The 19,864-nt window shown below is 66.9% G+C and carries 19 protein-coding genes; 6 read left to right on the forward strand and 13 right to left on the reverse strand.

Going from position 1 to position 19,864, the window contains the following annotated elements:
* Window positions 1–914: 914 nt before the first annotated feature.
* From ACFXC1_RS22660 to ACFXC1_RS22710, 11 genes are all read right to left on the reverse strand, one after another.
* On the reverse strand, window positions 915–2,387 hold the full coding sequence (locus ACFXC1_RS22660) for an ATP-binding protein (RefSeq protein WP_381245221.1): 1,473 nt from the start codon (window positions 2,385–2,387) through the stop codon (window positions 915–917).
* Window positions 2,388–2,389: 2 nt separating this feature from the next.
* Window positions 2,390–3,229: a bifunctional DNA primase/polymerase gene (locus tag ACFXC1_RS22665; protein WP_381245223.1), complete on the reverse strand. Its 840-nt coding sequence runs from the start codon at window positions 3,227–3,229 to the stop codon at window positions 2,390–2,392.
* The gene (locus tag ACFXC1_RS22670) at window positions 3,226–4,368 is read right to left on the reverse strand and encodes a DNA cytosine methyltransferase (protein ID WP_381245225.1); all 1,143 of its coding nucleotides are present in this window, start codon (window positions 4,366–4,368) and stop codon (window positions 3,226–3,228) included. The genes ACFXC1_RS22665 and ACFXC1_RS22670 overlap by 4 nt, the downstream gene beginning before the upstream one ends.
* 157 nt (window positions 4,369–4,525) lie before the next feature.
* Window positions 4,526–4,831, reverse strand: coding sequence for a hypothetical protein (locus tag ACFXC1_RS22675; RefSeq protein WP_381245227.1), 306 nt, complete (start codon window positions 4,829–4,831; stop codon window positions 4,526–4,528).
* A gap of 171 nt (window positions 4,832–5,002) precedes the next feature.
* On the reverse strand, window positions 5,003–7,054 hold the full coding sequence (gene traB / locus ACFXC1_RS22680) for a plasmid transfer protein TraB (protein WP_381245229.1): 2,052 nt from the start codon (window positions 7,052–7,054) through the stop codon (window positions 5,003–5,005).
* 14 nt (window positions 7,055–7,068) lie between these two features.
* Window positions 7,069–7,614, reverse strand: coding sequence for a plasmid transfer protein TraA (gene traA / locus ACFXC1_RS22685; protein ID WP_381245230.1), 546 nt, complete (start codon window positions 7,612–7,614; stop codon window positions 7,069–7,071).
* Window positions 7,615–7,632: 18 nt separating this feature from the next.
* Window positions 7,633–8,124, reverse strand: coding sequence for a hypothetical protein (locus ACFXC1_RS22690; protein ID WP_381245232.1), 492 nt, complete (start codon window positions 8,122–8,124; stop codon window positions 7,633–7,635).
* 29 nt (window positions 8,125–8,153) lie between these two features.
* Window positions 8,154–8,537 carry an RRQRL motif-containing zinc-binding protein gene (locus ACFXC1_RS22695; protein WP_381245234.1) on the reverse strand — a complete coding sequence of 128 codons (384 nt, stop codon included), beginning with the start codon at window positions 8,535–8,537 and terminating at the stop codon, window positions 8,154–8,156.
* 14 nt (window positions 8,538–8,551) lie between these two features.
* The gene (locus tag ACFXC1_RS22700; protein WP_381245236.1) at window positions 8,552–9,442 is read right to left on the reverse strand and encodes a DUF2637 domain-containing protein; all 891 of its coding nucleotides are present in this window, start codon (window positions 9,440–9,442) and stop codon (window positions 8,552–8,554) included.
* Window positions 9,439–9,768: a hypothetical protein gene (locus ACFXC1_RS22705; RefSeq protein ID WP_381245237.1), complete on the reverse strand. Its 330-nt coding sequence runs from the start codon at window positions 9,766–9,768 to the stop codon at window positions 9,439–9,441. The genes ACFXC1_RS22700 and ACFXC1_RS22705 overlap by 4 nt, the downstream gene beginning before the upstream one ends.
* Complete coding sequence (locus ACFXC1_RS22710; protein ID WP_381245239.1) at window positions 9,765–10,055, reverse strand: hypothetical protein; 291 nt, start codon at window positions 10,053–10,055, stop codon at window positions 9,765–9,767. Before ACFXC1_RS22710 ends, ACFXC1_RS22705 begins: the two co-directional genes overlap by 4 nt.
* A 612-nt stretch (window positions 10,056–10,667) precedes the next feature.
* Here ACFXC1_RS22710 and ACFXC1_RS22715 point away from each other — a divergent pair.
* Complete coding sequence (locus tag ACFXC1_RS22715; RefSeq protein WP_381245241.1) at window positions 10,668–11,213, forward strand: GntR family transcriptional regulator; 546 nt, start codon at window positions 10,668–10,670, stop codon at window positions 11,211–11,213.
* Between the two features lies 1 nt (window position 11,214).
* A complete protein-coding gene (locus ACFXC1_RS22720) occupies window positions 11,215–11,982 on the forward strand; it encodes a GntR family transcriptional regulator (protein ID WP_381245243.1) in 768 nt (255 codons plus the stop codon).
* A 171-nt stretch (window positions 11,983–12,153) separates the two neighbouring features.
* On the opposite strand, the gene ACFXC1_RS22725 is transcribed toward ACFXC1_RS22720, so the two are convergent.
* Window positions 12,154–13,062 carry a hypothetical protein gene (locus tag ACFXC1_RS22725; RefSeq protein WP_381245245.1) on the reverse strand — a complete coding sequence of 303 codons (909 nt, stop codon included), beginning with the start codon at window positions 13,060–13,062 and terminating at the stop codon, window positions 12,154–12,156.
* Between the two features lie 147 nt (window positions 13,063–13,209).
* Window positions 13,210–13,827 (reverse strand): hypothetical protein, encoded by a 618-nt coding sequence (locus tag ACFXC1_RS22730; protein WP_381245247.1) that lies wholly within the window; start codon window positions 13,825–13,827, stop codon window positions 13,210–13,212.
* 752 nt (window positions 13,828–14,579) lie between these two features.
* Between ACFXC1_RS22730 and ACFXC1_RS22735 the strand changes: the two genes are divergently transcribed.
* The 4 genes from ACFXC1_RS22735 (at window position 14,580) to ACFXC1_RS22750 (ending at window position 19,864) form a co-directional block, all read left to right on the forward strand.
* Window positions 14,580–15,794 (forward strand): restriction endonuclease, encoded by a 1,215-nt coding sequence (locus ACFXC1_RS22735; protein WP_381245248.1) that lies wholly within the window; start codon window positions 14,580–14,582, stop codon window positions 15,792–15,794.
* A gap of 229 nt (window positions 15,795–16,023) precedes the next feature.
* Window positions 16,024–17,058 carry a protein NO VEIN domain-containing protein gene (locus ACFXC1_RS22740; protein ID WP_381245250.1) on the forward strand — a complete coding sequence of 345 codons (1,035 nt, stop codon included), beginning with the start codon at window positions 16,024–16,026 and terminating at the stop codon, window positions 17,056–17,058.
* Between the two features lie 230 nt (window positions 17,059–17,288).
* Complete coding sequence (locus tag ACFXC1_RS22745) at window positions 17,289–18,113, forward strand: helix-turn-helix domain-containing protein (RefSeq protein WP_381245252.1); 825 nt, start codon at window positions 17,289–17,291, stop codon at window positions 18,111–18,113.
* Window positions 18,110–19,864 carry a hypothetical protein gene (locus ACFXC1_RS22750; protein WP_381245253.1) on the forward strand — a complete coding sequence of 585 codons (1,755 nt, stop codon included), beginning with the start codon at window positions 18,110–18,112 and terminating at the stop codon, window positions 19,862–19,864. Before ACFXC1_RS22745 ends, ACFXC1_RS22750 begins: the two co-directional genes overlap by 4 nt.

Consider the following 19,864-nt stretch of genomic DNA (forward strand, 5'->3'; position numbering starts at 1 on the left):
GTCTTGCCCGGGCGCTTGTTTTTACGGCCCGCCCCTTTAGCGGCCGTGGTTCGCGTAAAACCCAAACTTCCCCCCCTTATCCCGGGGGGGGCCGCCGGGGGGGGGGGCGGGGCGGCACACGGAATCAGGCTGCCGTGGACTGCGATTGGCCGTGTCGCGCCCTGCGTGGCGTCCTTGCCTTCAGCGGGGTGACGGGCACCGCCGTTGTGGTCACCCGGCGGCGCGGCCCTGGTGAGACAGTTACAGCAGCGTTGCTACTTTCGGTGGGACGGCTCTCGAAGATGCGCATGATCTCTGCAAAATGCTCGGACGTGAACCGGTAGCTGCCTGCTGGCTTGGTGAATGGGATGCGCCCCCTTCGAGCCTGCTCCTTCACCCACCACTCGGAGCAACCAAGGGCTTGGGCCACGTCTGCAGCGGAGTGGAGCTGAGGCAGGGCAGTGGTCTTCTGACTCACTTTCATGTCTCCTCTGGAGTTCGCTCGGGGTCTTCTCAGAGGCCTGCGCCTGTCCGAGGTGCGGATTTCTGCGTCACCGCGTCATCTACGTCATCCGATGTGCCTGACCTGCGGTTTCTTGGTGACGCAGGGCTTCGGGGTGCGTCACCGGTGACGCAGGCTGTCCGTCATCGGTGACGCAGGATGACGCAGGATGACGCAGCCGATGGCCGTCTGCGTCACCGCTGTATGCGCAGGTCACCCGTCGTTTTCCGGGCCTCGGTGACGCAGGTGACGCAGCGTTCCTCTCTTAGGAAAAAGAGGAGGGGGTGTCTGTGGTGATGGCGTACCCCTCACGGCGTGAAAGGAGCCGCGGCGCGGCGCGACCTTGGGGCGGCGCGAGCGCCGAACAGCAAGAGGAGCACGCCCAGCGCCGGTGGTGCTCCTCTTGCTTGTGCAGGCGGTTGCCGGTCGTCGGTCAGAACGCCTGCTGCTCATGTGGGAGCAGGGCCGACGAGTGGGTCATCTCGATGTAACGGCCTTCTTTGGTGCGGCCAGAGTCGATGAGGACGCCGCGGGCGGCCAGGGTAGGTTGGAGGCGTTTGAGGCGGTCGGAGAGGACCTTGCCGGTGGTGGGCCAGCCCTTGGGTAGGGGTTGGGAGTCCTCGCCGGTGTATAGGCGGGTGAGGCAGCGCAGCCACTCCGTCGAGGTCATCCGCTGCTCCATGCCAGCGTCCAGGCCAGCCGCGTATTTGAGCACGGTCTGCGCCAACAGGTCGCCCTCGATGACGTCGTCGTTGAGGTCATCCAGGCTGGCACGGTAGGCGTTGAGCGCCCCGAGCCCCGTTGCTGCGTCGAACTGTGCGCACAGGTGGGCGAAGTCGGCCATGCGCAGGTCGGTGGGGATGTCGGCCTCGGACGCACGGACCTTGACGGTGAGATCGAGCAGCGACCCGAGCACGACGGGAAGAACCTCTTCGAACTCCGTCCACAGCTCCGCCTCGGTCCGCCGTACGCGGGGGCGTTCCAGGCGCAGCGGCAGGAGGCGTTCGGCGAGGTCGGGCCGGATGACTCCCACGTCGATCCCCGTCAGGAGCAGCGGTCGGCGGTAGCGGGCGCGGACCACGTCGCCGTCGGTGTAGAGGGCGCGTTTGATGGTTTCCGCTCCGGTGACGATGCAGCACATCAGATCGGACAGGTCCGGGGCGAGGTGGGAGAGGTTGTCCAGGGCGGTGACCCATCCTGCGGCGACGGCCGCGATCAGGTTCTCTTCGTCCTTCGGGGCCCGGCGCAGGTCGCCACTCATCCCTTCGATGATCCGCACCAGCATGCGTCCGCCGGTGGACTTGCCCGCACCCTGTGGGCCGGTGAGGAATGGCGCGGGGACCGGTACGGACGGCCCCAGGCAGCCGATCAGCCACGCCACGGCCAGGCACTCGGTCTCCGCGTTGGCGAAGTTGCACAGCCGCAGCAGCAGGTCGATGCCCTTGCCGTCGGTGTCTTTGGCAGGCAGGGGGAGTTCGCCTGTGAGCTGGGTGCGCCGCCAGCAGACTTCCTGTGGGTCGGGTGTGAGGATGTCCCAGCCGGTGGGGTGGATGCGGACGGACTGTCCGTCGTTGCGTCCCAGGTCCAGCCAGGTCGCGCCGTCGAAGCCGGGGGCGACGCGGATGTGGACGGGCTGCACGTTCTCGCTCATCGCGAGTGCTTCGATCAAGTCCAACGCCTCCTTGAGGGCGGTCCCGTTGAACACGCCAAGCCCGTCCTTGAACAGGCCGACCATGAGTTCCTGCCGGTGGCTGCCTGAGGTGCCCTGGGAGCGGATCGGGCGGGCCACGGGGTGGCCGTTCTTCTGCGCGTACACGGTTCCGTCAGCGGTACGGAAGTAGCGGAAGTGCTCTTGCGCGTAGTCCGCGATGGCCTTGCGGGCCGGATTGTTATCGTCGTCAGACACGGTCACAGTCCCAACGTGGTGCGGGCGTTGGTCCACGCGTCGGTGCAGTGCCGGACGGACTCGCCCTTGGTCTGAGCTGCGGTGAACAGCCGCTCCATGTGGGCGTCGGTGAGGCAGCCGCACCGGCCGTGCGTGGACAGCACGGCAAGGAACGTCCGGTAGACGGTGGCGTGCACCGCCTCACGAGCCCCGGTGATCTGCTGCTCGGCCATGGCGATGCCACGGTCCAGGTAGGTCGGTGTGCGATGGCGGCACTCGCCTCCCCCGGACAGCGCGGGCACGGTGACGACCTGCACTGTGGGCCGGACCGGGGAGGGTTCCTTCACCAGCAGGGCGCGTACGACGTCCGGCAGCGCAGTCGTGTGCCCGGTACCGTGTCCGAGCCAACGGGCGTAGGACATGAGGGACTTGACGTCGACGCCGGGCCGTACCGCGTTGGCGGAGGGCATGGCGCCCTGGTAGAGCCAGTGCTCTCCGCGCGTCGTCGGCACGGTCCGTGTGGCGGGCAGGCTGGCACGGGCCCACGTGATGGCGTCTGCGTTGTCGAGGTCCACGACGGTCAGTCCGGCGCCCCCGGGGTGATAGGCGACCGCCGCGGCCTGTCGCCATGCCGCCTCCCAGTGGGGGGAGCTGAGGACGTGCGGGTCGGTGGTGGCGGCGGCCCAGCCGTGACAGGGGTGCGGGCAGGTGCAGGGGCCGGGGTTCTTCATATTCGGCCGGCCGCCGCACGTGTTCCTCGCGCAGGTGCGGCAGTTGCCGAACGGGACCTTCCCTGCCCGCAGCGGCAGCACCGGAACGCCGTTCGCAGCGAGCGTCAGCGCGGTCCGCAGGTGCTCGTTCATGCGGCCATCTCCAGGGCTGCGTGGACCGGGATGCCGGTGGTCACGGAGGTGATGTGCGCGGCGAGCAGTGGGGGCACGGCGTTGCCGACCTGCTCGAATTGCTTGGTCTTGGTGCCCTGGAACGGGTAGTCGGCCCGGAACGACTGGAGTACGGCGCCCTCAGCGACGGTGATGCGGACGGTGTCCGGCTCTTCCTGGGAGCCGCGGCGCAGCACCCACTGTCCGCCGGACTTGGCGGTGAAGGTGGGGGCGGGACCGGCGTAGGGGTCGGCGGTCTGCCGACTGCCGTCGGGCTGCTGGTTGCGGTTGGTGTGGAGGACCCAGGCGCCGCGCCGCTGGGCGGCGAGCAGTGCGGCGCGTGCCTGGGACGGGAACGGCTCGGGGCCGCCGGTTTTGCCGCCGCCGGCGGTGACGGTGGGCGCGGGACGGTCTGTGGCCCCCCAGCCGAGGGCTTCGGCCATCGTGATCCAGCGGGGCAGGTCGTCGCCGAACAGGCCGGCGGCGCCATGCTCGCTGTGGGTCGGCACTGGCGCGGTGACCGGCCGGGTCCGGGAGGCGATGAGGATCGCGCGGCGCCGGCTCTGGGGGACGCCGTAGTCGGCGGCGTTCACCACGCCCGCCCACACGCTGTATCCCCACGCCCGGAGCACGGCGGCGATCTGCCGGAACAGCGGGAGGACGTCGGGGACTTCCTCCAGGCACACCCACTCGGGGCGCAGGTCGTACAGCCAGCGCATCGGCTCTGCGGCAAGCAGGGAGCGCTCGTCCTTGCACTGGGCCAGGAGTCGGGTACGGGTGTCGCGGCCATGGGCGAGGTCGTGAACGGCCTGGTGCACGAGCGGCTGATCGGCGAGCCCGCCGCGCTTCCCGGCGCGGGACCAGGCCTGACACGGCGGCGACGCGATGAGCCCGGTGACGCGCTTCTTGAACGGGTGGGTCGGGTAGGCAGCCACGTCGGTCTGGATGGTCGCGTGGCCGGCGGCGTGCGCGGTCTGACACGCCGCTGTGTCCCACTCGAGGCCGATGTCGGCCAGACCGAGCATGCGCAGGCCCTCAGCCCAGCCACCCGGTCCACGGAACAGTTCAACGATGCCGTCAGGGAACAGTCGGCTGCCCGCTCCGGTCGCGCTCTTGGTCAAGGACGCGTCCACAACCCTGAGTGGGCGGGACACGACCCGTGCTCGCCGAATGTCGGTCGGTTCGGTCATGCTGGATGTCTCCAGTCCTGTTGAAGGTGCTGGCTGACAAGGGCGGCCCCGCGACTTTGGCGAGACGAGGGGGCCGCCCTTGGCGTAGCTACTTCTTCGAGAAGAGCTTGATCGTGATGCCGCCGGCGCCGACCGGTCCGGCGGCCCCGGCGATGACGGTCGCGGTGTGCGAGGCGACATCCATCAGCCAGCACAGCGCGGCGACCACACCCCACGTGCCGAGCGCGGCGGCCCCGGCGATCGCGAACGGAATCAGTAACTTCTGCCACGGGAAGCCGGGCGGGGTGGTGGCCGTGACGACGATGACGACGGGCTGTCCGGTGGCCTGGGCGTGGTGGTAGAGGTCGGCGGGAATGTGCGGGGCCATCTGGCCGGGCGGGGTGTGCTGGCTCATCTTCTGGCTCCCTTCGGGTGTGCCGCGGGCCCGCGCCAGCAGGTGGCGCGGATGCGCGCGGGGCGGGTGTCAGGCGGGGGTGTCAGGGGTGTCACGAGGGGGCGTCACGCGTTTCTGACACCCGGTCTGCCTAGGGGTTTGAGTGTCAGAGGGGCGTGACGGTGTCAGGTGTCAGGCAGCCGTCAGGACGGGCACGATCCGCCACCGCCCGGTGGTGTTCGTCGCCTCCAGCCGGCCCTCCAGCGCGGCTTCCTTGAGCCGCTCGGACACCCACGGGCGGGAGAGGCTGTGCCGGTCGCACCAGTCCATGAAGTCCTTCGGGCCCACGATCATCTGTCCGGTCGACTCGAACTCTGCGAGCGCGTCCGCGAACAGCCGCCGCGCCTCTGCCGGAGACGGCTTGCGCCCGGTCTCCTGACCGAACAGCGGAACGTCGTCCCCCTGCTCCGGGTCCGGGAGTTCGGCCTCCGGGTCGATGTGCTGGTCCTCGGGGTCGACGAGCAGACCGGCGGATTCCATGTCGTCGTCCTCCTCGTCGACGGCCCGCAGTACCGTCGTCGTCTGCTCGGTGCCGGGTGCGGTGCGGCCGGTGTAGGCGCGGCCGGCGATGCTGGAGGCTGCGCCGGCGGTGACGGGGTCGGCAGTGGCGCCGTTGCGCTGTGCCCAGGTGGCGAGCAATTCCATGACCGGCACCGCCCGGTGGGTGAAGCGGCGGGTACGACCCGGGGCGGCGTAGCGGTCCTCCGGGATACCTGGCGAGACGACGTAGCAGTAGCCGGGTCGCCGGTTGGCCCACGCGCCCGGGTGGGCGCCCGCGGCGAGCACCTCGTCGGGCAGGACGAACCCCTCATCGCGTGCGTCGCAGCCGAGCGCGATCACGGACGGGAGGGAGGCGCGGGTGCTGGTCGACATCTGGTCGTAGGACGGACGCTGAAGCGACACGATCAGTGAGACACCGGCCGACCGGGCTTCCTGCGCGATGCCGGTGAACGCGTCGTCACCCAGCGCACGCAGGGTGTTCGCGGCCTCCTCGAACCAGGCCACCAGGAACGGCATCCCCGCGCACCCGCACGCGCTGCCGTCCGTACGGCAGCTGTGCTCCGGGCTGTTCTGTACCTGTGCGGCGGCGGGGACCCACTGCCGGTAGCCATGGGCACCCAGCCAGCGCGTCCGCGCCGGGATGACGGCCTCAACCGCCGCGACCATGACTTCGGTGGACGTGCCGCCCTCAACTGCCCAGTCGAGACCGGGGCGCAGGGTGGCGAAGTCCTGGAAGGCCTTGGGGTCGGAGAACCAGACGATGACGTCCCTGCGGGAGAGGATCTCCGTGAGCAGGTTCAGCGCGGCGTCGCCCTTGCCGGATCCGGACTGGCCCGCGATCAGTCCGTGTGTGGAGTTGCGGCCGGCGTCCGGGTCGCCCGGAAGCCACATCACCAGCAGCGAGCCGTCGTCGTAGCGCCCGATGACCAGCGGCTCGGCGATCGACCCACCCAGGTTCGAGGGACCTTCCCATTCGACGACTTCGGCGAGCATGTCTTCGGGCACGATGACGAGTTCGCCGCGGCGGGCGGAGCCCGGGTCGGGGTTGTAGCGGACGGCGGAGGTCGGCAGGTCCAGCGCGGAGGCGATGTTGCCCAGCGCCTTGGCCATGTCGTCGTTGGTCTGCACGCCCGCTTCGAGCGCGACGGGGGCGGTGACCCGGTTGGGTTCCACCTTCGCCGCACCCATCTGCGCCCGCGCCAGACCCACCTTCTCCAGCAGCCCCTTGTCCGAACTCTGGCCGGTCGCGTCGGGGTTGTGCCGCAGGACCATGCGAATGTTCCACGACAGGGCCAGCGCCGGGCCGGCCATCAGGTAGAGGTCGTCGATCGGCCCTGCGGTGGGTCCGGCGAGGCAGGCGGCGGTGAGCCAGGCAGAACCGCAGGCCACCGTGATGGCTGAGTGCAACTGCCGTTGCTGGCTCGTGGTCCGGCCCGCCCACCAGGTTGCCCCGGTCAGTGCCACTGACGCGAGGGTCAGGCCGACGCCGGCGGCGGCGCTCCCGTCCCAGCGGGCGTTGCCGAGGACGCCGGCCAGGCCGGTGCCGCCCCAGGCGAGCCACGGGGGCAGGTGGGGCTTGGCCCGGTGCAGCAGGTACTTGCCGACCCCGCCGGCGTCCGAGCCGCCCTGGAGCTGTACTTCGAGCAGCTCGGCAAGCTGCTGCTGTTGACTGCGCTCAGCCATCAGATTCAACCTCCTTACTGCTGTGCCCAGTTGATGACGGGCTGCTGTGGCTTGCGGGCGCGGTGACGGACGCGGTTGATCTCTTCCTCGTACTGCTGCTGGAAGACCGAGTAGGTGGCCGCGGCGTTCTTCGCGGCGTCCCGCAGCGCGTCCGCGGACTTCTGCATCTTGCGGGCCACCTTCGCGGCGCGGACCCGGGAGCCGAACGGCCGTCCCTCGGGGTCGGGGACCGCCGTGAGCACGCTCTTGAGGATCTCCGCGGCCATGGCGACCTCGATGGAGAGGGTGACGCCGGCGGCGCGCAGGGTGTTGCAGTAGTTGCGGACCTGCGCGGGGGAGGTGAACTCCGGTGCAGGGAGCAGGGATTCGGCGCGGCCACCACCGCGACCGGTCCCGCCGCCACCGGAGGTGGCCATCTGGCCGCCCTGGTTGACGTTGATGGTGAAGCCCGGTGCGAACGTGGCACCGAACTTCTTGGTCTTGTTGACGGGTCCCTTGGTCTGGGATCCGTTGGCGCCGGCGCCCGGAGCGCCCTTGGCGTAGCGGGGAGGGGTTGCCATCAGAGGTGTCTCCTCAGGTCAGTGGGAGCGGCGGACGATGAGCCAGGCGGTCTGCGCGATCAGCCAGGTCAGCAGCCACAGCAGCGGGAGCGGACCGGCCAGCGGGCCGAACCCGGCGGCGAACGCGGCCCATGCGGCGGTGGTGGTGGCGAGCAGGGCCAGGCCGGCTCGCCAGGCCAGCACGGAGCTCCGGGCCGGGCGGCGGCGCTGCATGACCAGCAGCCACAGCACCGGCACGGCCGCGGCGGGGGCGAGCAGCAGGCCCGACCACCAGGCGATCGCGTGCAGGAGTGCGGTCACCGGCCACGCGAGCAGGGCCAGCGCGGTCGGGATGAGCGGGCGGCGGAAGCGCCACAGCAGACCGCCGATCGCGGTCAGTGCCTCGCGGGTGAGCGAGGGGCGTTCGGGCACGACCACGACGAATGGCTGAGCGGAACGGCGTCCGCGCTGGTGCGGGATACGGACGGTGTGAACCCCGGCGGTGCCGCGGGCTCGGGTACGGCTGGACACAGCGAAACTCCCAAGTGCAGTAGGGGTGTTCAGGCGGCGCGCTGTTCGTCGTCGGGGTAGGCGCAGGGCACGCACACTCCGAGTGAGGTGGGGATGACGTAGCCGGCATCCGTCCGGCAGTTCGGGCAGGTGCGGCGGGCGAGATTGGCCTTGGCCAGCGCGGCCCGCTTGGCCGGCGTCATGGGCCGGACGGGCTTGGCGTGGTCGAGCCGGTAGAAGTAGGCGACGAGCGGGCCGCGCCGGTAGCGCGGGCGTAAGGCCTGGGCGGCGACTTGCTGGCCGCCGGGGCGCAGGCCGCGGGCGCGGAGTTGGCGGCGGGTGGCGTAGCCGTCGGGGACGTGGCGCCAGGGGAAGGTGGGTATCCCGTAGCGGGCGCCGTTCGGGTCGAGGCACTTGGCGAACGTGAGCGACATGACCCGCTCCCCCTTCAGCCCGCGATCGCGGCAGGGAAGTTGGCCAGGTGCGGCTCCCGCGCCTTGACCCGACCGCGCGCGGTGCGGGCCGTGGACTGCGACGTGCCCAGCCCTGCCGCGTCCATCGCCATGACCATGCGGGTGGTGCTCGGCTGGGTGAAGTCGCTCCCGTACAGGGCCCGCACCAACTGATCCACCCGGTTCGGGTAGACCACCGGGGCGCACAGGTCGACGGCCGTCGACGACATCGCGACGGGCACCGCTTCCACGGCGACGGGCGTCGACGCGGGCGCGGCTTCCGGCACGAACGCCGGGAGTTCCGGCACCGACTCCCCTTCGTTCAGGGGGACCGTGGACGGAGTGGACGTGGGGCGGTCGACGCTCACTTCGACGGGTGTCGACGGGGTTTCGACGCCCGGCGGCGGGAGGGTGACGCCCGTCGAAGCCCGGCGGGCCAGGTAGGCGTGGACCTGCCGCATGAGGGCGCCGAACGCGAGCAGCGCGGCCACCGGGGGAACGGCGGCGACCACGTAGTTGAGGGCGCCCGCGTCCTGGCCGACTCCGGCGACGTTGAGGCCGATGGAGGCGCCGTCTCCGGCGGTGACCAGGCCGATTGCCCACCAGTCGACCCGGTGGGCGAGCGAGGCACGCAGGATCAGCAACTCGCCGATCACGATGAACAGGTCCACCGTGGCCGGCCACGCCCACGAGCGGGCCACCGCTTGCGCCATGCCGTGTCCGGCGGCGACTTCCTGCAAGTGCTCGTAGGAGAGCCAGAACGCCACCGCGGTCAGCACCACCGTGAGAACGCTCGCCAACGTGGTGATCGCGTAGTCCACGGCGACGGGCGTCAACGGTGCTTCGACGGGCGTCGACCGCACGTCGACGCGGGCCGCGGCACTCATGCCGCACCCCCGACCACGACCGGGGTGACGACGTCCGCGTAGGCGATCAACTGCACTGTGGCGCCCGCGTGGTCGACGCTCGCGCGCAGGCGTCGCGTACTACCGTTGCCTTGCTCCCGGCACGTCACCGCGTCCGGGGCGATCCTCAGCGCCTCGCGCCACATCTCGAAGCCGGTCAGGTCGTCGTAGAACGTCAGCTCCAACTGCTCCGGGTAGATCGTGGAGACGTGCACGTCCGGTGCGGGCAGGTGCCCGAAGTCGCCGGCCAGCAGGCGCAGTGCGCGCAGTGGCACGGACAGGTCGTCCAGCGACACGTTCTCGCTCACGCGGCCACCGTCCGGGCAGTACAGCGCCGGCCGGGGCGGGCCAGCGGGACCACGTTGAACAGGTCCGGGTGGTTCTCGACAACCTGCGCGGCCAGGCGAACCAGGTCGTCGGGCAGACTGCGGAACTCGGGGTCGGTGAGGATGTCGCGGGCCGCGTCCAGGCGGGCCGCGCGCTCCTCGTCGCTCTCGCCGTCGACCCCGAGCCACAGCTCAACCGGGGTACCCAGCGCCAGTTCCGCGAACTCCGATTCGGTGACGGCCTGATGGCCTGCAACGATGTACTTCATGGGTCGTGCTCCTCTCAGATGGGAACGGCCCAGAACAGCGGCCCCGGTGCTCGAACACCGGGGCCGCGCGCCGTTGGAAACCAGATCCTCCGGCTCCCCTCAACCCCGTCCGTACGACCGCGCGGGCCGGACGGGCGGGGCGAGCAACCGGCGCGGCGCTAGCCGCCGCGATTCGGTGGAAGGTGACCGGTTGGGCGCGGCACCTGCGGTGCCTGCGGACCAGGGATGGAGCGGCGCCGCCGTGCCGGTCGGTCACGGCCGCGCCCATCACATTCGTCGACTCACTGAAGCTCCTTTGTCCTACTGACCAGGGGATACGCACTGCAAGGGGGACCGTGTCCCCACACGCCGGCCGTTGCTCGCGGTCACCGGGCCACCTCGCCAGTCGGGCCGAAACCCTGCTCCACCTGGCCTTTAGCGGGATTGCAGCGTCCCCGCCCTCTGCCACAGAGCAGCCCAAAGAAGGCCCCTCCGCACCGCTTCCGCTTGCGCGTCGGCGATGCGCTGACCGTATCGCTATTCGCGAAATGCAGCAAGGTCGGGATGAGGGCTGTATCGCTTACTGTGTAAAGCGGTGAGGTCGACAGCCGAACGGACTGAGATGGGGACTAAGTGAGCAGCAGCGATTGGGTCAGTAGCTCGGTGCCGTACGTGGTGCCCAGGGCGGAGGGGGAGGGGGACGCGTGGCAGGACGAAGCCGCTGCCAAGGGAGGCGTCGGCCGTCAGCGCATCGTCCGGGCCGGTGAGGTGCCCGCGCCCGCGGAGGTGGCGGCGCTGTTGTCGATCGAAGACGGCACTGACGTTGTGGTGCGACAGCGGGTCATCTACCTGGATGACCAGCCGACCGAGCTGACCGACACCTACTACCCGGTGGATATCGCCCGTGGCACGCGACTGGAGGGGACCGCCAAGATTCGGGGTGGCGCGGTCACGCTTCTCGCCGAACTGGGCCACACCGCGCATCGCGTCCGAGAGGAAGTCTCAGCACGGATGCCGACGGATGCCGAACGGCAAGTGCTTGGCCTCACAGACGCCGACCCCGTTCTGTGCATGACCCGGGTAACGCTGGACGCCGCCGGTCGGCCCTTCCAGGTTGACGCGTCCGTCTTCCCCGCGAGCGGGCAGCGACTTCGCTACGAACTCGAACCGAGGATCTGACATGCCTAAGGCAGAGCAAGACGCGTACGATCGGCGTCCCCTTCACGAGCGCATCGCAGCCGATCTGCGCGACGAGATCATGTCGGGCGACCTTCAGCCCGGAGCCAGTCTCCCGTCAACGCAGCGGCTCAAGGATCGGTTCGAAGCCTCCAACGCCACCGTGCAGAAGGCCCTCCAGGTTCTGAAGGACGAACGCCTTGTCATCGGCCGCGCCGGCGCGAGCGTCACAGTTCGGGAGCACCGGCAGGAGACCATCCGACCCGCCGACACCGGGCAGCCGGCTCCCCCTGGTGAGCAGTACTCGTGGCTCACCGTGGCTGGCAGGAGAGGCAAGCGCGGAAGCATCGAGCTGCTGGAGGTCACCGAAGTGCAGCCGCCGACGGACGTGACCGCAGCGCTGGGGTTGAGCGAGGGGGGAACGGCCGTCCTGAGGAGCCAGGTTCTCTCGTACGACGACGTGCCGGTTGAACTGGTGAAGTCCTACTACCCGGTCGAGCTTGCCCGAGGGACAGCGATGGCTGAGAAGCGGAAGATCCGCGGCGGAACGCCTGCCCTGCTTGCCGAGATGGGGTACCGGCCGCGCCACACGGTGGACCGGGTGTCGGCCCGTGTGCCCACTCAGGAGCAGTTCGAGGCGCTGCAATTGCCCAGCGACCTACCCGTACTTCGCACGTTCCGCGTGGTCTACAGCGACGGCGAACGTCCGATCGAGGTCACAGTGATGGCCAAAGCGGGGCATCTCTACGAGCTTCAGTACGAGTTCGTCTGACCCGAGCATTCCCCCGACAGCGTCAGGCACGGGCAGATCTGCAGGCTACCGCCGTCAGAGAAGTGCGGGGCCAATGCTACTGCTGCGAAGCCCTGAGGCCTACGGAAAGCGCTTAATTCTTAGGTCGAAGAGATTGTGCCTGTTAGCTCTTGTGGGCATATTTCACCGCGCTTAACAGTTCCCTCCCGTGACTGCTTTCGCGGAATTTAGAGTCACCTCTGCGTGATTGGCGATTTCGAGCAGTACGAATTTAACCGACCAATCCGTAGTGCCGCTTTTAATCCCTTGGCCGCGCTCCAGTCCAAAGAAACACGGGAGCGCGTCAATTCCGTCGGGGCGCCTGTCGCAAGTGCGAATGAATGCAGAGGCGGATCGAATGGCAGATTCCTGTGAAACCAGCATCTTGCTATATGCCTGGCCGCAGGAAAACATTAGCCTGTCTACGATTGGTTCGACTTCGAATCTTCCGTCAATCTCCTTTAGCTCTTCCTTTACCTGAGTTCCCCACTTGTTGAAGCGGCGCAGTAGCTCTCTAGAGTCAAAAGCGAGCGATGCGAGCCTCACGGTGGTTCCGTCAGCTGCTCGACTGCTTCTTACTTGGCCTGCCATTTCAGGTTGGCCACAGTGCTGACTGTAGTTTCTCAATTTGAACATGAACCGGTAGGCGAACTCGTTATCGTATTCGTGCGAGAGAGCCTCTTTGAAGGTTCGGAAGGGTTCGGAATTCTCGCCGAAACTCTTCTTCAGGTCGTGTGAAGTTCGGTCGTCGAATGCGCGTAGTGCTGAAAGGAGGTCGTCTAGTCGTGTCCGGATTTCATTGCCAAGATAGGGTAGCGTCCCATTTTTGGTGTGCGGATTCTGCAATGACGTCAAGACCGTCTTGAGTTCCAGGTAGCGCTTTTCCAGTCCTGAGTAAGGCGATTCGGAGAATAGCGCTATCAGGAAGTTGGCGTGCCGCTGATGTTCTTGTACGACGTCCGCGCTGACCGGGGCCCCTACGCTCCATTCGGAGTGCTTACCAGTGGAGGCATCTCGTGCCATATGGCCGAGGTGCCATTCGATCGCTTCAGGTCTGTTCACGAGCATCCTTAAAGTGGAGGAGCAGAGCCTTAAAGGATGCCATGCGTTAGTTGTGAGAGCAACCGAATAACCGTGCTGGCTAAGACGTGGCGATCTCGTTCGCTCCTCGGGGCCGGGAGGTTGCAGCGGGGCAAAGTGAACCGTGGATCACTTATCTCCGCAGTCAAGAGGCTTATAAGAGTTGAGCTCCTCGTCAATTTTTGCTTGATGTGGTCCATCGTATTCCGGAGTTCCTCCGAGAGACAGGTACTCATCCTGGGTGGAGTTGTCGGACTTTCCAGGGATTTGGTGGAGGCTGCCATGTTTATCGCGCTCCCATTTCCTGGCGTTCGCATCCCTGAATGAAAGAAAGTAGTCGTAAACGGTGACACCTTCCAATGGGACATTTTCCTTTCCATCGGCAGCGTAGATGCTGTTTAGATGTAGTTCCACTTTCGAACACGGCGGAATTGAGTCCGCTGCTGAAATAATGGCGACCTTCAAATACTTTTTCCCTGCTTCGGCGCTCCCTTCAACTATCATGCCGACTACTACATCCTTAAGTGGGTCGGGGGATCTGTTTGCGACGACCAATACCGTGACTGCGCTCGTCCACCTTTGTTCCACCCACGCATCTGCTGAAGCTGCCTGGGAGCGCTCTGATTCTTCATCTTGATCTCTAGAGTGCGCTAGCTGATCTCGTGCTACCTCCTGCGAAATGTAAGTGGTCCATGCGCTGAACACGAGGCCTACGGCGGCAGCGGCCGCCGCCGTAATGGTGGCCAACCTTTCCCAGTTTGTTCTGTGCAGAGCTTGTCGAGCCCGCAGCCTCCTTGAAGGTCGGAGACTTGGAGTCTGGCCTGGATCGGGAGTTGGCTGTGGCGAGGGCACTTGTGATGGGGGTGAGGTGGGAGGGTCTGGTTCGTTCGGGCGAGTTGCTTGAGTCACTTGATGTAAAGCCATTCCGTCTCGTTTGGAGGATTTACATCTACGACGTACCCCGGTACGGATTGGTTGCGTAGGGAAAATTCGAACACTTAGGGCGTGCAGATCAGCAACACCCCAGCCCCGCTTGCTGGTCCAACTGCTGTTTATGCAGATCCGCGGGGCACTACCGCAACGCCCAAGCCCACAGACGGAACTTGCGCGTTATTGGTCCGAACGCTTTATGATCCGACCTTGCAGGATCAAAGCGAGCTGCTCCTGCTTAACCGCTGAGGCTAGTTGAGTGCCTTGTGTATGGGGGGCGGGTTCTTGGGCCGCGTGATGCAAGCACCTGGTCTCACTCGTGGTCTCGATTATCAAGCGATCTGCTGGTGTCTGGCTTGGTCCGTGAGCGTCCACACCCTCGCTCAACCTGGGACGTAGGCAGTTGCACGGACGCTCGCAGACGCCCCCGGACCAAGATCGGACAACTCGTAGTGCCCAGCTCCGCCCCAGAGGCAGCGGCGTAGCCCCCTGTCAGGCACCTCCTGCGCCTGACACTGCTGTCGTCCTACTGCGACAGCAGTGTCAGCGGCGGATGCTAGATCTACAGCATGACTCCTGCAGCAGCCCTTGAGCCGCATGTGCCCTTTGCCGGTCTGGCAACCGCCGACCTCGCGGTGGATACCGTCTACGCCGGCGGTTCCAACGGGCATTCGGGAGACGACCCGATTGCCCGTCTCATCAAGGGGGTTGGGAACCAGGGCGGCTTCCGCTACAAGGGCTCACCGGCCAAACAGACGGTCCGCCTGGCCGTCCTCTACACAAGCGGCGTTGACGTGGACTGGCCCGACCAGCTTGACCTGGATACAGGCACGTTCACCTACTACGGCGACAACAAGAAGCCGGGCCAGGACCTCCACGGCACTCCCCGCGGCGGCAACATCCTGCTGCGGGACGCCTTCGCCGCCTCTCACAGCACCGAGACGGACCGGCTCACCGGCGTGCCGCCCTTCCTGCTCTTTGAGAAAGCCTCGAGCACCGGACGGGCGGTGCGCTTCCGCGGCCTGCTCGCACCCGGCGGTCCGGCACTCAGCCCAGACGACGAACTGGCGGCGATCTGGCGGGCTACTTCGGGCGAGCGTTTCCAGAACTACCGGGCCAGGTTCACGGTCCTTGACGAAGCCCGCATCAGCAGGGAATGGGTCGAGCATCTGCTGAACGGCGGCAGTTCTCTGGACGGCGGATGTCCGCCGGCATGGCGCAGCTGGGTCAAGGGACGCGCCTATACGCCGCTGCTGGCCCCTTCGACGACGACCATACGGTCGAAGGCCGACCAGCTACCGGACGACCAGGAAGGCCGGGCGATTCTGGATGCCATCCGCAGCTACTTCCACGGCCGCGAGCACGACTTCGAGGCCTGCGCCGTCGCCCTCTGGCGCCTGGTCGCCCCTCGCACCGGAGCCTGCGATCTGACCCGTCCCAGCCGCGACGGAGGACGCGACGCCGTTGGCCAGTACATCCTCGGGCCCGCAGCCGCCACCATCACCATCGACTTCGCCCTCGAAGCCAAGTGCTATGCCCCAACCAACTCCGTCGGCGTCCGGGAAGTCTCCCGCCTCATCTCCCGCCTGCGGCACCGCAACTTCGGCGTTCTCGTCACCACCTCCTACTTCCACAAGCAGGTCCAGGACGAGGTGCACGAGGACGGCCACCCCATTGCCCTTGTCTGCGGCAAAGACATCGTGGACGTGCTCAGGCAGCACGGGCACACCACGGTCGCCGCAGTGGAGCACTGGCTGGAGCAGAGCTTCACCCATCTCCCATGAAAACTACCTGATCAGAGCCACCTCAGTCAGCCCGCTGTAAATCTGTCGGTTCCTGATCCGCTCCATCAGTAAGGGGACCAACCATCACAAAAGCTATAGGGATGCCGATCAGTACCGGTGCCTGCCATCGGGGCATAGCTGCCGGGGTGAATGGCTGCGTTCGGCTTCGGGGCAACGGTTGCCCCTGGCATGATCGGCAGCCAGCCGAGCCGATAGTCGGGGTGAGGGCATGCCTGTAAACCGGTGGTGGAGACGAGATCCGAGCGAACGCTACTGGCTGGAGATCACAAACCGCGACGACATCGGCACCAATCTGCTTGCGCCGCAGGTCAACGACCAGGGTGTGGAGTACTGGTCGTACGCCCTCGTCCGTGAGGTACGGCCTGGCGACCTGGTCCTGCACTGGGACAAGAACCACGGGCCCGGCATCGTTGGCTACTCCCACGTGCTGGGCGAGCCGCTCGCATCCACCATCACGTGGCAGAGCCGAGGTACGTACGGCCGCCAAAGGAATGCGTCGGGGCCGGAGGCCGCCTGGCAGGCGCCGCTGGGCGGGTACCGGCAGTTGAAGCAGCCGGTCACACAGGCACGTCTGCGGGAGATCGAAACTCACATCCGGTCGCTGCGCGACCGCCTCACGGAGTCAGTCGAAGGCCCGGTCTACTTTCCCTTCGCCCTGTCCGAGACCCGACCTCTTCGAGCGGCGCAGGGCTATCTCACCAAACTGCCACGGGCGTTGGTGGAGGAGCTTCCTGAGCTGCTGGAGCTGCGCCAGACAGCGATCTCTGAACCTCATGAACCGGAAGTACCTGACCGTTCTCCCACGTCCCGGTCCAAGCCGACAGCGTCCAGCGGGTACGGGCGCCAGCAAGACGCCCGGCGGCGACGAGCCGTGGAACGGTACGCGATGGATCTGGTGCTCGATCACTACCGATCGCTGGGCTATGAGGCGGAGGACGTGGGTGACCGCTCACCATGGGACATCACCGTCCGAAGAGACGGAACTGAGACGCACATTGAAGTGAAAGGCAGCACCACCAGTCGCGAGGCAATCGATCTCACGGAAGGTGAGGTCCGACACGCTGAAGGTGTCGGGACCCACCTGATAGTGATAGACCAGATTGATCTTGACGACAACCTCCGCTGCCATGGCGGGCGTTGGCGCATGTGGGCTGACTGGACGCCGAAGCGCGAAGAGCTTGTGGCTACCGCCTACCGCTATCCCCTGCCAGAGGACGGACTGGCAGAGCGCCCGCAGCGGTAGCCATCAATAGAGTGTGCTGGCTGACGCGGCAGGGTTTCTTGCCGACGAGGGCCTCGGGTCTTGCTGTCGACGGCGACTCGTTGGGCCCAGTAGCCATGCTGTTCATAGCGCAGGTGGACGTATCACAGGCAAACTGCTTCCTGATCTCTAGCCGATCACTTGTGTCTTGTGCGCACAAGACACAACGAAGCGGTTGAAGTAGATTCCACTCACCTGAGACCGTGTTCCCTGTGACTGGCGACGGAACTCGGCATGCGGGTACCGAAGGATGGCCTGCCGCTGAGTTTGGCGAAGCCCTGCGGGCTTTCCGCGACCAAGCCGGGCTGACTCGGGAACAGTTGGCACGTGCTGCTGACATCGACCGCAGCGTGCTCTCACGTTTGGAGCGCGGTCAATACCGGCACCGCCTCAGCGAACGCATCCTCACGGACCTGAGTGCGGCCCTCACTTGCGGAGACGCCCTTTTTGAAGTCGCCGGCCGCCCCGCGCCGGCTATCCAGAAGCTCATCACTGATCCTGCGCTCGCTAGGGCTCTCGCGAACCCAGGGGCCGCCCACCGTGCCCTCCGCAAGTTGCACTTGGCGGAAATCGCCGCCTCTGTAGCCGGTCCCCTATTTGTGCCTGATGGACGGGCCGTAGACGTCGTCAGGCTGTGGAAAGCCGTCCGCGATCGGTCAGGCTTGGACCCCGCGCGTCCGCCGGAGGTGGGGCCAGGCAGGCATGCGCAGACACTCGTCGCTCGACGATTCTTGATCTCACATGCCACAGCCCACCTCCTGCTGGAGACCGAGTGCAGGTGGCCTTACATCGGATCCGAATCCGAGACTGAGGCAAGCGAACTGGGAGGACTGCTGCTTACACCCCCAGGACCTCTTACCCAGGCCGTCAGAGCAGCCTTCAGCGCCGGGCTGAATCCATGGGAGGCGGACGCCGACGGACTCATCGCTGCGGTGGCCGACTATCTCCTGATACCAGGCTGGCTTGCCGCCTACAGGATCGGCGATTTCCCCGGTATCCACCTTCAGCTTCTACCTGTTGACGAGGAACCCGCATGACCGTATCCCCTGACCCCTTCGACCGGTCACTGCCGAGCCCGCTGGCCAGCCTGGCCGCCCTACGGGCCTCCGGCGAAGAAAGCGTGGTGGCTACCGGACGGCTCTCGTCACGGCAGCAGGCTATGTACGTGGCGACATCGGTGGATGAGGCTCTGGCCGACAAGATCAGCACGGACTCGTTGCTCCGCTTGGTGCTTCTGACAGGGAGTGCAGGGGGAGGCAAAAGCGCGCTGATCCGGCAACTGGAGAGCCGTCTGCCGACTGAGGCGCTGACCCGCGTGGTGGAGGACGCCACGCACGCCGACAGCCCGAGCGAGCGCCAGACGGAACGGCTCGCCGGCGTCCTGGCGGGATTCGAGCAGGGTGTTCCTCCAGCAGGGGATCTCACCCTCATCGCCGCCAACACAGGTCTACTGCTCGAACTGCACCGCGAGTTCACCGAGCGTAAGCAGCATGCCCAGGCTGAAGTAGTGGCCTATGCGCTCAAGGTGCTCGGCGTTCCCGGAAACCGGGCGCTCGACGCGGCACGCAAAGAGGAACTGGATCAAGCTGTGCTTGTCGTCGACCTCGACCAGCGCCCTACTTCAGGAGGAGAGGGACGCTTGCTGCACAGGATGCTTGCCACCCTTTCCCCGCAGGACCCTGCTGGCGTGCTTGGGGGGGCCGAGCGCTGCCGCACATGCACGGTCACGGCGTGGTGTGCGCCCCGAACGAATGCTGCGCTGCTGGCCGATCCGCAGATCGGCAGCTCGCTGGACGAGGCAGTTGAGCAGGTTGCCCTCCGGCGTGGCCGCGACGTGGCGCCCCGCCAGCTGTGGGACGGCATTGCCGAACTCGCGCTCGGGGGAATCAGCACCGAGGGGGACCCGTGTGAGGCCGTCGCACGCATCGCTGCGGCAGCGGATGCCGCGGCCGTGTGGGAAGGCCTCCTTCCCAACGGCGCTTTCATCTCCCCGCACAGCGAACTAATCAGGGAACTGGCCGGACTCGACCCGTCCTACCGGGCCAGCGATGAGGCCCACACCGTGATCGCATCCGTAGGGATCGACCCTCAGGCGGATGCCGGCCTGCTCACGAGCGTCCTCGGCCAGGGCGACGAGAGCCGGGAAGCCGTCAACACGGGGGCTCGGGCGCTGGCCGACCGCACACCTCCAGGCGCCGCACGGGGCCTGGTACGCGCACACTGGCTCACCGGACGCATCCCGCTCGGAGTCGTGGTGCCCACAGAGTTCAAGGCTGCGGTCGAACAGCAGGATGACGCTGTAAACCAGGTCATTGACGTTGTGTGTGATGGCCTGGTCAGCGCATTCGGCCGCAAGACAAGTCACGAGTTCTTCCTGCCGACAGAGAGCCTGACGGAGAGCCGCACGGCACGGGTCCTCGTGCAGATCAGCCTTTCGGACGAAGTCGATGTCTGGCCACAGCGCGCCAAGACGCTTAACCCCTTCGGCTGCGCCGTGGTCGGCTGGCGGCCACTCACGGCGCGCTTGAAGATCGGGAGGTCGGTTGTTGACCTGGACCTTCCGCTCTACGAGCTGTTGCAGCGAGCGTCCAAAGGTGCCCTTCCCGCAACAGTCGACATGGAGCGGTTCCATTCCCTGCGCTACGCGGCGGAGCGCCTTGGCCGCGCCCACTCGGGACAGGACAGCCGTCCGCTGCTTGTCACGGACGAGGCCCAGGGCACGGCGTTCCTGGTGACATCACAGCAGCGCCGCGGTCAGCAGCGCCTGAAGATCGAAAAGGTTGCGTGA

Origin of the sequence: Streptomyces hokutonensis (assembly GCF_042751305.1) — a bacterium.
Classification (GTDB): domain Bacteria; phylum Actinomycetota; class Actinomycetes; order Streptomycetales; family Streptomycetaceae; genus Streptomyces; species Streptomyces hokutonensis_A.